The organism is Pseudoxanthomonas suwonensis J47 (genome assembly GCF_000513955.1).
Lineage (GTDB): Bacteria > Pseudomonadota > Gammaproteobacteria > Xanthomonadales > Xanthomonadaceae > Pseudoxanthomonas > Pseudoxanthomonas suwonensis_C.
Genome location: NZ_AZUZ01000001.1, coordinates 61,852 through 76,183, shown reverse-complemented (window position 1 = coordinate 76,183; position 14,332 = coordinate 61,852). Strand labels below are relative to the sequence as shown.

The 14,332-nt window shown below is 70.7% G+C and carries 13 protein-coding genes; 10 read left to right on the top strand and 3 right to left on the bottom strand.

Annotated features, from left to right (window positions below; translation table 11 throughout):
- Positions 1-4: 4 nt before the first annotated feature.
- On the bottom strand, positions 5-649 hold the full coding sequence (locus tag M503_RS0100305; RefSeq protein ID WP_028918502.1) for a TetR/AcrR family transcriptional regulator C-terminal domain-containing protein: 645 nt from the start codon (positions 647-649) through the stop codon (positions 5-7).
- A 300-nt stretch (positions 650-949) separates the two neighbouring features.
- Positions 950-2,245, bottom strand: coding sequence for an OprO/OprP family phosphate-selective porin (locus tag M503_RS15310; protein WP_051414046.1), 1,296 nt, complete (start codon positions 2,243-2,245; stop codon positions 950-952).
- A 307-nt stretch (positions 2,246-2,552) separates the two neighbouring features.
- On the opposite strand from M503_RS15310, the gene pstS (M503_RS0100295) reads away from it, so the two are divergent.
- The 10 genes from pstS (M503_RS0100295) (at position 2,553) to rnt (ending at position 11,257) form a co-directional block, all read left to right on the top strand.
- Entirely contained in the window at positions 2,553-3,575 is a 1,023-nt protein-coding gene (gene pstS, locus M503_RS0100295; protein ID WP_028918501.1) for a phosphate ABC transporter substrate-binding protein PstS, read from the top strand.
- A gap of 192 nt (positions 3,576-3,767) precedes the next feature.
- Positions 3,768-4,865, top strand: coding sequence for a phosphate ABC transporter substrate-binding protein PstS (pstS, locus tag M503_RS0100290; RefSeq protein ID WP_028918500.1), 1,098 nt, complete (start codon positions 3,768-3,770; stop codon positions 4,863-4,865).
- A gap of 91 nt (positions 4,866-4,956) precedes the next feature.
- Positions 4,957-5,928 carry a phosphate ABC transporter permease subunit PstC gene (gene pstC / locus M503_RS0100285; RefSeq protein WP_028918499.1) on the top strand — a complete coding sequence of 324 codons (972 nt, stop codon included), beginning with the start codon at positions 4,957-4,959 and terminating at the stop codon, positions 5,926-5,928.
- The gene (pstA, locus tag M503_RS0100280; protein WP_028918498.1) at positions 5,928-6,815 is read left to right on the top strand and encodes a phosphate ABC transporter permease PstA; all 888 of its coding nucleotides are present in this window, start codon (positions 5,928-5,930) and stop codon (positions 6,813-6,815) included. The genes pstC and pstA overlap by 1 nt, the downstream gene beginning before the upstream one ends.
- A gap of 19 nt (positions 6,816-6,834) precedes the next feature.
- Entirely contained in the window at positions 6,835-7,665 is an 831-nt protein-coding gene (gene pstB / locus M503_RS0100275; protein WP_028918497.1) for a phosphate ABC transporter ATP-binding protein PstB, read from the top strand.
- On the top strand, positions 7,665-8,381 hold the full coding sequence (phoU, locus tag M503_RS0100270; protein ID WP_028918496.1) for a phosphate signaling complex protein PhoU: 717 nt from the start codon (positions 7,665-7,667) through the stop codon (positions 8,379-8,381). Before pstB ends, phoU begins: the two co-directional genes overlap by 1 nt.
- Positions 8,382-8,489: 108 nt before the next feature.
- Positions 8,490-8,894 (top strand): HvfA family oxazolone/thioamide-modified RiPP metallophore, encoded by a 405-nt coding sequence (locus M503_RS17870; protein WP_037060044.1) that lies wholly within the window; start codon positions 8,490-8,492, stop codon positions 8,892-8,894.
- A gap of 23 nt (positions 8,895-8,917) precedes the next feature.
- Positions 8,918-9,775: an HvfB family MNIO-type RiPP peptide maturase gene (locus tag M503_RS0100260; RefSeq protein WP_028918495.1), complete on the top strand. Its 858-nt coding sequence runs from the start codon at positions 8,918-8,920 to the stop codon at positions 9,773-9,775.
- Complete coding sequence (locus M503_RS0100255) at positions 9,768-10,520, top strand: HvfC family RiPP maturation protein (protein WP_028918494.1); 753 nt, start codon at positions 9,768-9,770, stop codon at positions 10,518-10,520. The genes M503_RS0100260 and M503_RS0100255 overlap by 8 nt, the downstream gene beginning before the upstream one ends.
- Before the next feature lie 140 nt (positions 10,521-10,660).
- Positions 10,661-11,257, top strand: a complete 597-nt coding sequence (gene rnt / locus M503_RS0100250; RefSeq protein WP_028916246.1) for a ribonuclease T — start codon at positions 10,661-10,663, stop codon at positions 11,255-11,257.
- A 15-nt stretch (positions 11,258-11,272) separates the two neighbouring features.
- On the opposite strand, the gene M503_RS0100245 is transcribed toward rnt, so the two are convergent.
- The gene (locus tag M503_RS0100245) at positions 11,273-14,305 is read right to left on the bottom strand and encodes a ligand-binding sensor domain-containing diguanylate cyclase (RefSeq protein WP_028918493.1); all 3,033 of its coding nucleotides are present in this window, start codon (positions 14,303-14,305) and stop codon (positions 11,273-11,275) included.
- Between the last annotated feature and the right edge of the window lie 27 nt (positions 14,306-14,332).

The following is a 14,332-nucleotide window of genomic DNA, read 5'->3' as shown; positions in this document are numbered from 1 at the left end:
CGGCTCATCGGCGCGCCTCCTGCCTGGCGCTGTCCAGGCGCGCCTGCACGCCGTCCAGCAGCAGGTCCAGGCCCGCGGCGAAACGCGCGTCGAAGTCGGGCCGCAGCAGGCCGTCGCGGGCCGCGCGCAGGCTCGGATAGTCGTGCTCGACGGCTTCGACGAAGGCCGTTTTCAGCAGCTCCACCTGCGCCGGATCGGTCGGCAGTGCCTGCTCCTCGATCACGAAGCCGAGCACGTAATGCATCACCTGCATCCCGGCGATGGCGGCGTCCTCGGGCGCGACCCCGGCCTCGCCGAACGCGCGGGCCAGGGCATCGGCGGTGCGCAGCACGTTGCGGCTGACGGCGAAGGTGCCGGCGTAGACCCGCGCGCCGTCGCGCCGCGACTTGAACGCCTGGCGCAGCTCGGCACCGACCCGGTGCACGGCTTCGCGCCAGGGCAGGCCGTCCGGGAGGTCGCGGGCGACGTCCTCGAGCAGGGCATCGGACATCGCGTCGAGCAGGTCGCGCTTGTCGCGGAAGTGCCAGTACAGCGAGGGCGCGCGCACGCCCACGCCGCAGGCGAGCTTGCGCAGGGTCATGCCGTCGAGCCCCTCCTCGTCCAGGAGGCGGAAGGCGCTTTCGATGATCCGGTCGCGTTGCAGGGCCATGGGCGGCGACTCCCTAACACCATTAGGGGCGAATCTAACGGCGTTAGATTCGAACTGCAAGCCCCCCCTGCCCGGCCCAGTAACCTCCCCCGGAAAAACAGACGCCCCGCCGAAGCGGGGCGTCGTGGCCGGTGCGACCGCGATGCCTACCAGCTGAACTGGGTGCGCAGCGCGTACTGGCCGGTCCCGTCGCCGGTGAACCTGTTGTCGCCGCGGGTCTAGTTGAACATGAAGCGCAGGTTCGGGTTCACCTAGTAGTTTCCGGGCTACACATTCCGAGGGGCGACGACCCCGCGGCGCTTACCAGCTGAACTGGGTGCGCAGCGCGTACTGGCCGGTCTCGTCGCCGGTGACCTCGTTCTCGCCCTGGGTGTAGTTGAACATGAAGCGCAGGTTCGGGTTGACGTAATAGTTCACGCCCAGGATCACGCTGGTCGCCTCGCGATTGGCGATGTCCTTGTTCTCGATGGTGTCGTAGCGCGCGGTCAGCTCCCACAGGCCCTTGTCGACCTTGGGCGAACCGAACACGCCGGTGGCCGCCTTGTAGCCCTTGTGGCCGCCGTTGAGCAGCCAGCTGCCCTGCACGTACCAGGTGGCCACGTCCTGGTCGCGGCCCAGCGGCTGGCCGAAGGTGGCGTTGACGTACTCGCCCTGGAAGAACAGCGGGCCGAACGCGCCGGCCGCTTCCAGGCCGTAGGCGGTGACGGTGTTGCGGCTGGCGCCGGTGGTGGTGGCGATGGCCTGGGCCGGGCCGCGGCGGCCGGCGTAGTTGGCGGTCGCGGTCAGGTCGGCCGAGCCCTGGTTGTTGTCTTCCTGGCTGACCCAGCCGCCGAAGTGCAGGGTGCTGTTGTCGTTGTTGATCGGGGCGAAGGTGACGCGACCCGAGGCGCCCATGCCCTCGTTGCGGCTGCCCGAGGCGCCACGCAGGTTGAACACGGTGAAGCCGGCCGTGTAGTTGTCGCCGGCGCGCAGGTAGCCCACGCCCTGCTGGAACTGGCGGCCGCTGAACAGGCCGGTGGCCGAGGCGAACGGGCGCTCCATCATCAGGATCTCGTTGGAGCTGGTCAGCTCCTCCATCGAGCGGTACGGCTTGAAGTGGCCGATGGTGACCTTGCCGCCGGCGAAGGCGGTGGCGATGTAGGCGTCGCGCAGGCCGTCCAGGTTGCTGCCGGCGGAGAAGTCCTGCTCGACCTTGTAGTCCCAGCCCAGGGCCTTGCCGGCCAGGGTCAGGCGCGCGCGTCGGAACTCGCTGGTGCCGGTGGTGGCGGCCAGGTCGCGGTCGAAGGCGTAGGCGTCGAAGTGGATGCGGCCGCCGAGCGAGGCCTCGAACTTCTTGTCCGGCGAGGTGATCTTGATCCCGCCCTTGGTCTCCACCTTCGGGGTGGTCGCGGCGATGTTCTCGATGCTCTGCTGGGTGCCGACGTTGATGTCCGACTGGGCGTCGGTGCGGGTTTCCAGCTCGGCGACCTTGGCCTGCAGGGCGGCCAGCTGCGCCTTCAGCTCGGCCAGTTCGGCCGGGTCGGCGGCGGCGGCCTCGAACGAAGCGGTGGTGCCCAGGGCCGCGACCAGCGCGACGGCAAGAAGGGAATGACGCATGGAGGACTCTCCGGTGGGTGGTGGTTCTGGTGGGAACGGGCGCCGGCCGGAGACGCGCGGCCTGGAAGCGTGAAGCGCCCGTTAAACGCCGCGCAGCTTGCGACGCGCACCTGACAGCGGCGCGACACCCGCATGACAGAACCGTGACTCGACCCGCGCGCGCCCGTCGCGCCGCGCCCGGCGGCCCTGTCACCGGGCTGTCATGCGCGCTACGCGCTGCTGTCATCGTCCGGTTATGCAATGGCCGCCGTTGGATGCAGGGGATTGCGCGTCCACCACCACCCACCCGCTCTTACGGAGTTCTCCCGTGAACGTCACGTTCAAGACCCGCGTCGTCGCCGCCGTGCTCGCGGCCGCCTCCTCGATCTCCCTCGCCCATGCCAACGACGTGACCGGCGCGGGCGCCTCCTTCATCTATCCGGTCATGTCCAAGTGGTCGGCCGACTACAAGAACGCCACCGGCAAGCAGGTGAACTACCAGTCGATCGGCTCGGGCGGCGGCATCGCCCAGATCAAGGCGGGCACGGTGGACTTCGGTTCCTCCGACGCCCCGCTCAAGCCGGAAGAGCTGGCCAAGTACGGCCTGGCCCAGTTCCCGTCGGTGATCGGCGGCGTGGTGCCGATCGTCAACGTGCAGGGGATCGCTCCCGGCGCTTTGAAGCTGGACGGCCCGACCCTGGCCAGCATCTTCCTGGGCAAGGTCTCCAAGTGGAACGACCCGGCCATCGTCGCCATGAACCCGGGCCTGGCCCTGCCGGACGCCAAGATCACCGTGGTCCATCGCTCCGACGGCTCGGGCACCACCTTCAACTTCGTCAACTACCTGTCCAAGGTCAGCGCCGAGTGGAAAAACAGCGTCGGCGAGGGCACCTCGGTGCAGTGGCCGGCCGGCATCGGCGGCAAGGGCAACGAGGGCGTGGCCGCCTACGTGAAGCAGATCAAGGGCGGCATCGGCTACGTCGAGCTGTCCTACGCGCTGCAGAACCGCCTGGCCCACGCCTCGCTGAAGAACGCCGCCGGCCGCTTCGTGCAGCCGTCCGACGAGACCTTCGCCGCCGCCGCGGCCAGCGCCAACTGGGGCGCGAGCAAGGACTTCTACCTGGTGATGACCAACGCCCCGGGCGAGAACGCCTGGCCGATCACCGCCACCAACTTCATCCTGATGTACAAGCAGCCGAAGAACGCCGCCGGCGCCCGCAACGCCAAGGCCTTCTTCCAGTGGATCTACGCCAACGGCGACGCCCAGGCCCGCCAGCTGGACTACGTGCCTCTGCCGGACGCCCTGGTCCGCCAGATCGAGACCTACTGGTCGCAGAACCTGAAGTACTGAGCGGCGGGCTCTCTCCCCCTTGCCGCTCACCGGGGCGCGGACCGCGAGGTCCGCGCCCTTTCTTCTTGGCGTTCCCGGCCGTGCAGCCCGGCCATCCGTCCGCCACCGCCGGCCGGGTCATCAAGCTGTAACAAAAACATCATTTCATGTGCGCACCCGCCGGAAAGCCCGGCCTGACAGACCCAAGCGCCCATGAAGCCCTCCCCGGTCCGCCTCCTCGCCCTGTCCCTGGCCGCCGCCGTAGCCCTGTCCGCCTGCAAGCCGGCCGGCGACGCCGCCCAGCCCACCGCGGGCGAGGCCCCGCAGGCCGCCAGCGGCGCGCCCGCCGCCGGCGACAGGGTCGCCGCCGAGATCTCCGGCGCCGGCGCCTCCTTCATCTACCCGCTGGTGTCGAAGTGGTCGGCCGACTACAACGCCGCCACCGGCAACAAGGTCAACTACCAGTCGATCGGTTCCGGCGGCGGCATCGCCCAGATCAAGGCCGGCACCGTCGATTTCGGCTCCACCGACAAGCCGCTGCCCTCCGAGGAGCTGGCCGCCTCGGGCCTGGGCCAGTTTCCCTCGGCGATCGGCGGCGTGGTCCCGGTGTTCAACCTGCAGGGCATCGAGCCGGGCCAGCTGCGCCTGACCGGCCCGCTGCTGGCCGACATCTTCCTCGGCAGGATCGCCACCTGGAACGACCCGGCGATCGCCGCGGCCAACCCGGGCGTGAACCTGCCTTCCGAGAAGATCACCGTGGTCCACCGCTCCGACGGCTCGGGCACCACCTTCAACTTCTCCAACTACCTGTCCAAGGTCAGCGCCGACTGGAAGGCCAAGGTCGGCGAAGGCACCTCGCTGCAGTGGCCGGGCGGCGTCGGCGGCAAGGGCAACGAGGGCGTGGCCGCGTATGTGAAGCAGATCAAGGGCGGCATCGGCTACGTCGAGCTGGCCTACGCCCTGCAGAACGGCATGCCCTACGCCGCCCTGCAGAACGCGGCCGGGCAGTGGGTGCAGCCGAACGCGGAAAGCTTCGCCGCCGCCGCGGCCAGCGCCGACTGGGCCGGGGCCAAGGACTTCAACCTGGTGATCACCGATGCCCCGGGCGAGGCCGCCTGGCCGATCACCGCCACCAACTTCATGCTGGTGCCCAAGCAGGCCAAGGACCCGGCGCGCAGCCAGGCCACCCTGGCGTTCTTCAAGTGGGCCTTCGAGCAGGGCCAGGCGCAGGCCGACGAGCTGCACTACGTGCCGCTGCCGCCGGCGCTGGTGCAGCAGATCGAGGCGTACTGGGCGGCCGAGTTCAATTGAAGCGGTTTCTCCGCGGAGCCGGCGGCCCGCCTCCCCTCCCAACGGGCCGCCGCCCTCCGCACCCCACGCGCACCCCGCAGCCGAAGACGCGATGAACACCACCACCCTAGCTGCACTTCCCGCCGCCGGCGGGCGCGATGTCCGCGACGCCCGCGCCGACCGCCTGTTCCGCTACGCGCTCACCGCCTGCGTCGTGTTCGTGCTGGTCGCCCTGGCCGGCGCGGCGCTGTCGATGCTGTGGGGCGGCCGCCACGCCCTGCAGGTGCAGGGCCTGAGCTTCTTCTACACCGCCGAGTGGAACCCGGTGGAGAACAAGTTCGGCGCCCTGGCGCCGATCTACGGCACCCTGGTCACCGCCCTGATCGCGATGCTGATCGCGGTGCCGGTCAGCTTCGGCATCGCTTTCTTCCTCACCGAGGTCGCCCCGCGCTGGCTGCGCGGCCCGGTCGGTACCGCGATCGAGCTGCTGGCCGGCATCCCCTCGATCATCTACGGCATGTGGGGCCTGTTTGTGCTGGTGCCGGTGATGACCGAGTACGTCACCCCGTTCCTCAACGAGAACCTGGGCGAGTGGCCGCTGATCGGTCCGCTGTTCCAGGGCCCGCCGCTGGGCATCGGCATGCTCACCGCCGGCTTCGTGCTGGCGATCATGGTCGTGCCCTTCATCTCCTCGGTGATGCGCGAGGTGTTCCTGACCGTGCCGACCCGGCTGAAGGAATCGGCCTACGCGCTGGGCTCGACCAAGTGGGAAGTGAGCTGGGACATCGTCCTGCCCTACACCCGCTCGGCGGTGATCGGCGGCATCTTCCTCGGCCTGGGCCGCGCCCTCGGCGAGACCATGGCGGTGGCCTTCGTGATCGGCAACGCGGTGCGGCTGTCGCCCTCGCTGCTGGAGCCGGGCACCACCATCGCCGCGCTGATCGCCAACGACTTCGGCGAGGCCACCGAGACCTACCGCTCGGCCCTGCTTCTGCTGGGCTTCGTGCTGTTCATCGTGACCTTCATCGTGCTCGCCATCGCCCGCTTCATGCTGATGCAGCTGTCCCGCCGGGAGGGCAACTGATGTCCGCCGTCGCCGCTCCGTCCTCGTCCGCCTCCTCGTCCGGCCTGTACGCCCGGCGCCGGGTCACCAACGTCCTGGCCATCGCTATGGCCTGCGCCACCGCGCTGTTCGGCCTGTTCTTCCTCGGCTGGATCCTGTGGACCCTGGTGGCCAAGGGCATCGCCGGGATCGACTGGAACCTGTTCACCAAGATGACCCCGCCGCCGATGCAGGAAGGCGGCCTGGCCAACGCCTTCTTCGGCAGCGCGGTGATGTGCGCGCTGGCGATCGCGATCGGCACCCCGCTGGGGATCGCCGCCGGCACCTGGCTGGCCGAGTACGGCAACGCGCGCAAGGCCGGCACGGTGGTGCGCTTCGTCAACGACATCCTGCTGTCGGCGCCGTCGATCGTGCTGGGCCTGTTCGTCTACACCCTGTACGTGATGCAGACCGGCGGCAACTTCTCCGCCTTCGCCGGCGCCCTGGCCCTGGCCTTCATCGTCCTGCCGGTGGTGGTGCGCACCACCGACGAGATGCTGCGGCTGGTGCCGGTGCAGATGCGCGAGGCGGCGCTGTCGCTGGGCATCCCGCAGTGGAAGGTGATCGTGCAGGTGCTGTACCGCAGCGCCAGCGCCGGCATCGTCACCGGCATCCTGCTGGCCCTGGCCCGGATTTCCGGCGAGACCGCGCCGCTGCTGTTCACCGCCTTCGGCAACCAGTTCTGGAGCACCAAGGTGTTCCAGCCGATGGCCTCGGTGCCGGTGGTGATGAACCAGTTCGCCGGCAGCCCCTACGAATCCTGGCAGGTGCTGGCCTGGGCCGGCGCCCTGGTGCTGACCGTGTTCGTGCTGCTGGTCAGCCTGACCGCCCGCGCCCTGCTCCTGCGCAACAAGATCACCCATGACTGACCTCTCCCGGAACCCGGCCATGAACGACCTGCACTCCGCCGCGCCCATGCAGCGCATCGCCGTCACGGCCCACGCCGACGCCGGCATCGCCCCGGCCCCGGTCAAGCTGGCCGCGCGCGGCCTGGACTTCTACTACGGCCAGTACCACGCGCTGAAGAACATCGACCTGGAGATCCCCGAGAAGCGGGTGACCGCGCTGATCGGCCCCTCCGGCTGCGGCAAGTCCACCCTGCTGCGGATCTTCAACCGGATCTACGCGCTGTACCCGAAGCTGGAGGCGCGCGGCGAGGTCCTGCTGGACGGCGAGAACATCCTCTCGCCCAAGTACCCGATGAACCGCCTGCGCTCCAAGGTCGGCATGGTGTTCCAGAAGCCGGTGCCGTTCCCGATGACGATCTTCGAGAACGTGGCCTACGGCATCCGCCACCACGAGAAGCTGTCCAGGTCGCAGATGGCCGAGCGGGTCGAGCACGCCCTGCGCCAGGGCGCGCTGTGGGACGAGGTCAAGGACAAGCTGGGGCAGAGCGCCCTGGGCCTATCGGGCGGCCAGCAACAGAGGCTGTGCATCGCCCGCGCGGTGGCGCTGAAGCCGGACGTGCTGCTGCTGGACGAGCCGACCTCGGCCCTGGACCCGATCTCCACCAGCCGCATCGAGCAGCTGGTCGAGGAGCTCAAGCGCGACTACACCATCGTCATCGTCACCCACAACATGCAGCAGGCCGCGCGGGTGAGCGACTACACCGCCTTCATGTACCTGGGCGACCTGATCGAGCACGACCGCACCCAGGCGATCTTCTCCAGCCCCTCGAAGCAGCAGACCGAGGACTACATCACCGGGAGGTTCGGCTGATGAACACCAGCATTCCCCGCGAACACATCGTCAAGAGCTACGACGAGGAACAGCGCCAGCTGGTCGAGGACATCGTGCGCATGGGCCTGACCGCGGTGGCCCAGCTGGAGGCCGCGCTGGACGTGGTCGACCGCCGCGACGACAGCGCAGCGCGCCGGATCGTGGCCAACGACGAGTCGATCGACGCCGCCGAGCGCCGGATCAGCCACGACGTGATGCTGCTGGCCCTGCGCGGGCCGATGGCGCGCGACCTGCGCGAGATCCTGGCCGGCCTGCGCATCCCTGCCGACATCGAGCGCATCGGCGACTACGCCGCCAACGTGGCCAAGCGCAGCATCGCCCTCAACGCCGCCCCGCCGATGCCGCACGTGTCCGGCCTGCGCGCGCTCGGCAGCCTGGCCGCCGGCCAGGTCCGCCAGGCGCTGGAGGCCTACCGCGAGGGCGACGGCGACCTGGCCCTGCGCGTGCGCGACAACGACGCCCAGCTGGACCGCCAGTACACCGCGCTGTTCCGCGAGCTGCTGACCTACATGATGGAGGACCCGCGCAACATCACCCCATGCACGCACCTGCTGTTCATGGCCAAGAACCTGGAGCGGATCGGCGACCACGCCACCAACATCGCCGAGAACGTGTGGTTCCTGCTGCACGGCGAACAGCCCCTGCCGCCGCGCGAGAAGCGCGACGACACCAGCGCCCCCGCCGCCCTTCCGTGAGCGGGTCGTCAACGCGCGCATAACCTCCGGGGCGGGCGCCGGCGGTAGACTAGCCGCCCCACGACGGCCCGGCGCACCGACCTGCGCCTCCCTTCCGGAGTTACCGCCATGACCAAGCAGAAACCCGCCGCGTTCGCCCTGGGTACCGCCCTCGCCGGCCTCACCCTTGCCGGTTCGACCTTCGCCATGGAGCCGCTGGCCCAGGGCTACATGCTCGCCGCCAGCGATACCGCCAAGGCGCAGGAAGGCAAGTGCGGCATGGGCAAGGCCGATGCCGATGGCGACGGCCGCATTTCCCAGGCCGAGTTCGCCGCCGCGCATCCCGACAAGGCCGAGCACTTCTCGAAGATGGACACCAACCAGGACGGGTTCGTCGACGAGGCCGAGCACAAGGCCCACCACGCCGCCAAGGCCGGCGAAGGCAAGTGCGGCGACAAGGCCGAGAAGAAGGCCGGCGAAGGCAAGTGCGGCGAGGGCAAGTGTGGCGAAGGCAAGTGCGGCGGTGCGGCCTGACCCGCTGACCCGCGGCTGACGCCATGGCATTGCCCGAGGCCAGCGCCGGACTGGGCCTGCGGCGCGCACTGCTCGACGAGCTGCGCGCCGCGCCGGCCGGCGCCTTCGATTTCCTCGAGTGCGCGCCGGACAACTGGATCGGCGTGGGGGGACGGCTGGGCGAATCGCTGGAGGCGCTGTCGTCCCGCCATCCGATCACCTGCCACGGGCTGTCGCTGTCGCTGGGCGGACGCGAGCCGCTGGACGAGACCTTCCTGGCCAGGACCCGGCGTTTCCTCGACCGCCACGGCGTGGAGCTGTACAGCGAGCACCTGAGCTACTGCAGCGACGACGGCCACCTCTACGACCTGATGCCGATCCCGTTCACCGCCGAGGCGGTGCGCTACGTGGCCGCACGCATCCGCCAGGTGCAGGACACCCTGGGCCGGCGCATCGCGGTGGAGAACATCTCCTATTACGCCAGCCACCCGCTGCCGCCCGGACAGGCGCTGGACGAAGCCGGCTTCGTCAACGCCGTGCTGCAGGAAGCCGACTGCGACCTGCTGCTGGACGTCAACAACGTCTACGTCAACGCGATCAACCACGGCTACGACCCGCTCGACTTCCTCGCGCGCATGCCGGGCGGGCGGATCGCCTCGTACCACATCGCCGGCCATTACGACGAGGCCGAGGACCTGAAGATCGACACCCACGGCGCGCCGGTGAAGGACGACGTGTGGGCCCTGCTCGGCCACGCCTACCGCCTGCATGGCGTGCGCCCGACCCTGCTCGAGCGCGACTTCAACCTGCCGCCGCTCGAGGTGCTGCTGGGCGAGGTCGAGCGCATCCGCCAGGTCCAGCGCGAAGCCCTGGAGGCGTCGGCGGGCGCGGTCCATGCCTGACTTCCTCGAACTGCAGTCGGCCTTCGCCGCGTACCTGCGCGACCCGGAGACCAACCCCGCGCCGGCCGGCATCGAGCCGCGCCGGCTGGCGGTGTACCGCGACCTGTTCTTCAACAACATCTCCGGGCTGCTGGCGAACAACTTCCCGGTGATCCGCCGCACCCTGGGCGACGATGACTGGACGGCGCTGGTGCGCCGCTTCTACGCGGAGCATCGCAGCCGCACGCCGCTGTTCCCGGAGATCGCGCGCGAGTTCATCCGCTTCCTCGAGGACCGCGCCGGGGACGGCGCCGGCGATCCGCCGTGGCTGCCGGAACTGGCCCACTACGAGTGGGTCGAGCTGGCGGTGCAGATCGACGACCACGCCCTGCCGCCGCACGATCCGCACGGCGACCTGCTCGACGGCGTACCGGTGGTTTCGCCGTACGTGCGTGCGCTGGCCTACCGCTGGCCGGTGCACACGATCGGCCCGGAACACCGGCCCAGCGAAGCGCCGGCCGCGCCGACCCTGGTGCTGGTGCGCCGCGCCACCGACGGCCAGGCGAAGTTCGCGGCGATCTCGCCGCTGGTCCACCGCCTGCTGGAACAGCTGCTGGAAGGCGGCCGCAGCGGTCGGGAACGCCTGGCCGCGCTGGCGGCGGAAGCGGGCGTGCCCGGCGACGAGGGCTTCATCACCGAAGGCGCCGCCATGCTCGAGCGCATGCGCGAGGAAGGCACCCTGCTCGGTACCCGTCCGGCCCATTAGCGTCCATCAGCCGTTTTTCCCGCCGCAGCGGGGAAATCCCGGGGGTCCTGGGGGCCCGCTCTGCTACCCTTCCCCGCATGAGCGAAGCCGACCTGGAAAACCTCCCCGACACCGAACCTCCGGCTGCGCCGCCGGGGGCGATGGCGCGCCGCTTCCGCGGCTACCTGCCGGTGGTGGTGGACGTGGAGACCGGCGGCTTCGACTGGAACCGGCACGCCCTGCTGGAAATGGCCGCGGTGCCGATCGAACTGGACGCACAGGGCCTGTTCGTGCCGGGGCAGACGGTCAGCGCGCACTTCATCCCGGCGCCTGGCACCGAGATCGATCCGAAGTCGCTGGAAGTCACCGGCATCGACCTGGACCATCCGTTCCGCCTGGCCAAGCCCGAGCGCGACGCGCTGGGCCACGTGTTCAACCAGGTACGCGCCGCGGTGCGCCGGCACGGCTGCCAGCGCGCGATCCTGGTCGGGCACAACGCCCATTTCGACCTGAACTTCGTCAACGCCGCGGTAGCGCGCAGCGGGCACAAGCGCAACCCGTTCCACCCCTTCAGCGTGTTCGACACGGTGACCCTGGCCGGGATCGCCTACGGCCAGACCGTGCTGGCCCGCGCGATGCAGGCGGCCGGCTTCGAGTGGAGCGCCGAGGACGCGCATTCGGCGGTCTACGACGCCGAGCAGACCGCGAAGCTGTTCTGCCGCATCGCCAACGCCTGGCCCTCGCCACTGCCGGGCTGAGCCGCGACGGCGGGATCAGCCCACGCGCAGGCGGTCGCGACCGGAGTTCTTGGCCTGGTAGAGCGCGGCGTCGGTGCGCTCGAACAGCGTGGCCGGCGTATCGCCCGGCTCGCACTGGGTCAGGCCCGCGCTGAAGGTCACCTGCAGTCCCTTCACCCCGGCCCAGCTGGCGCGCTCGCGGAAGCTGGCCTGGATGCGGGTGCACACCACCAGCGCTTCCTCCAGCGTGGTATCCGGCAGCACCAGGGCGAACTCCTCGCCGCCGAGCCGGGCGACCAGGTCCGAAGCGCGGCTCTCGGCCTCCAGCAGCTGCGCGGTCTCGCGCAGCACCGCATCGCCGACGGCATGCGACCAGTTGTCGTTGATCCGCTTGAAGTGATCCAGGTCCAGCAGCGCCAGGCACAGCGCGTGCCCGCCGCGGCGGACCAGGGCCAGGTCGCGGGCCAGCACCTCGTCGAAGTGGCGGCGGTTGGGCAGGCCGGTGAGCGCGTCCTCGCGCGCCTGGCGGCTGTAGGCCTCGGCCTGCTGGCGCAGGCGCTCGAGCAGTTCGGTGCGCTCGTGGTCCACCGCTACCAGCCGCTCGGCCTGCGCCTGCAGGTCGGCGGTGCGCTCGGCGACCAGCGCCTCCAGCTGCAGGTTGCGCCGCTCGAACCGGCTCATGCGCCGGCGGTACAGCGCGAACAGGCCCAACAGCACCAGCAGCGTGGCCAGCACGCGCAGGTCGGTGCGCTGCCACCACAGCGGACGCACGCTGAAAGTCCACCGCGCCGGCTGCGCGGTCCACTCCCCGTCCGGATGCGCGGCGGCGACTTCCAGCGTGTACTCGCCGGGCGGCAGGCCGACGAACTCCACGCTGCGCTGGTCGCCGCGCTGGATCCAGCCGTCGTCGAGGCCGAGCAGCCGCGTGCGGTACCTGATGCGCTCCGGGAACAGGTAGCTCAGGCCGGCGTAGGTGATGCTGATGCGGCCGCCGCCGTGCAGCGCCTGCGCCGCGGTCCAGTCCAGCGCCTGGCCGTCGTGCCTCACCGACTCGATCACCACCGGCGGCGACGGCCGGTCGAGGTAGCGCGGCAGCCGTGCCGGATCGGCCATGGCCACGCCACCGGCGGTGGCCACCCACATCGTGCCGTCGCCGCGCAGAATCGCCGGCGGCGAAGAGCTGCCGTTGCCCTGCGCGTTCGGCAGGCCATCGCTCTCGGTGTGCCGGCGCACGCGTTCCAGCGTCCGGCGCCGGCCGTCCGCGACCGCCTGCAGTTCCGCCATCGCCACCCGGATCACGCCGCGGTTGCTGCTGATCCAGGCTTCGCCATGGCGGTCCGGCACCAGCTGGAACACCGCGTCGACCGGCAGGCCCTGCTCGAAGCCGACCCGTGCGACCTGGCCGTCGCGATAGCGGTACAGGCCGCGGTCGGTGGAGATCCACACCGCCCCATCCACTTCGCGGAAACCGAACACCGTGCGCGCGCCGCCGCCGGCCGCGTCCAGGTCGATGCGCTCCACCCGGTCGCCGCGCAGCACGCTGGCGCCTTCCACCGAACCGATCCACAGGTCTTCGCCGATCCCGGCCAGCGCCGTGACCAGTCCCTGCGGCATGCCCGGCAGCGGCGGCGGCGCGTGCACGCCGGCATCGTCGATGCGCATCACCCCGCGGCGGCTGCTGACCCAGACCGTGCCGTCGGCGGTGACCGCGATCGCGCGGACGTGGCCGCTGGGCACGCCGTCGCCGGCCCCGTAGTGGCGCAGCAGGCGGCCGCCGCGCAGCCGGTAGACGCCGTCGGCGTAACTGCCCACCCACAGGTCGCCGCCGTGGTCCTCGGCCAGGCTCAGCACCGATGGCTGGTCGGTACCGCCGCCCGGCAGCGGCACGTGGCGAAAGCGCCCGTCGCGGCCCTGCCGGTCGAGGCCGCCGCCGGTGCCGACCCACAGCACGCCGTCGCGGTCCTCGAGCACCGCGCGCACGTAGTCGCTGGCCAGGCCGTCGCGACCGGTGTACCCGGTGAACAATGTCTCGCGCAGGCGGAACAGGCCGCCGTTGGCGCCGACCCAGATACTGCCCTCGGCGTCCTCCAGCAGGGTGCTGACGCGGCCGCGCGGCAGCACTTCGCCCGGACGCAGCCATTCGGTGCCATGCGGACCGAGGCGGGCCAGGCCCTGGTTCTCTGTGCCGACCCACAGCGCGCCGGTACTGTCGGCCAGCATCGCGGTGATGTGGCCGGCGCCAGGCAGGGGCCGCACCTCGGCGACGCGACCGTCGACGAAGCGCAGCACCCGCTCCTCGGCCACCACCCACAACTGCCCGTCCGGGGCGAGATAGGGCCAGGCCAGTCCAGGCGGCACGCCGGCGCTGGAACCGAAGCGCTGCCAGGCGCCGTGCTCGTTGCGCACCAGCAGCCCGTCGAGGGTGCCGATCCAGAGCCTGCCTTCCGCGTCGATCGCCATGCGCGGGAAGCTGGCGCGCAGCGGCACGCCGTCCGGCGGCGGGAAGTAGGCGAAGCTGTCGTCGGGCTGCACGCAGCCCAGGCCGTGGCCTTCGAACAGCAGCCACAGCCGGCCCTGCCCGTCCATCGCCATGTCGTGGACCAGCGCCTGCGGCCACTCGGGGGTGCGCTCGAGGAAGTGCCAGCGGCCGTCGCGTTCAAGCCGGCCGACGTTGCCGCGCGAATCGCTCAGCCACAGCCGCCCGGCCGGATCGACGTACAGCGCGCCGACGCCGTTGTCGCGCAGGCCCGGTTCGCTGCCGCGGTCGAACAGGGCGAAGCCCACGCCGTTGTAGCGCGCCACGCCTTCCCAGGTCGCCATCCACAGGTAGCCGTCCGGGGTCTGCGCCAGGTCGCGCACCGAGTTGTGCGGCAGGCCGTTGCGCGTGCTCCACGCATCGATGGCGTAGTCGCGCAGCGCCGGCACCTGTGCCACGACACCGGCTGCGTCGATGGACGAAGAGGCGGCGAAAGCCGCGGGCGCCACCGCCAGGAGCACGGCCAGCACGCAAGCGATGGCGCGTGGCCATCGCCACCGCCTCCGCCGCGCCGCCGGTTCCAGTCCCCCCATCCCCACGCTCCCCCTGTGCGTGCTAGT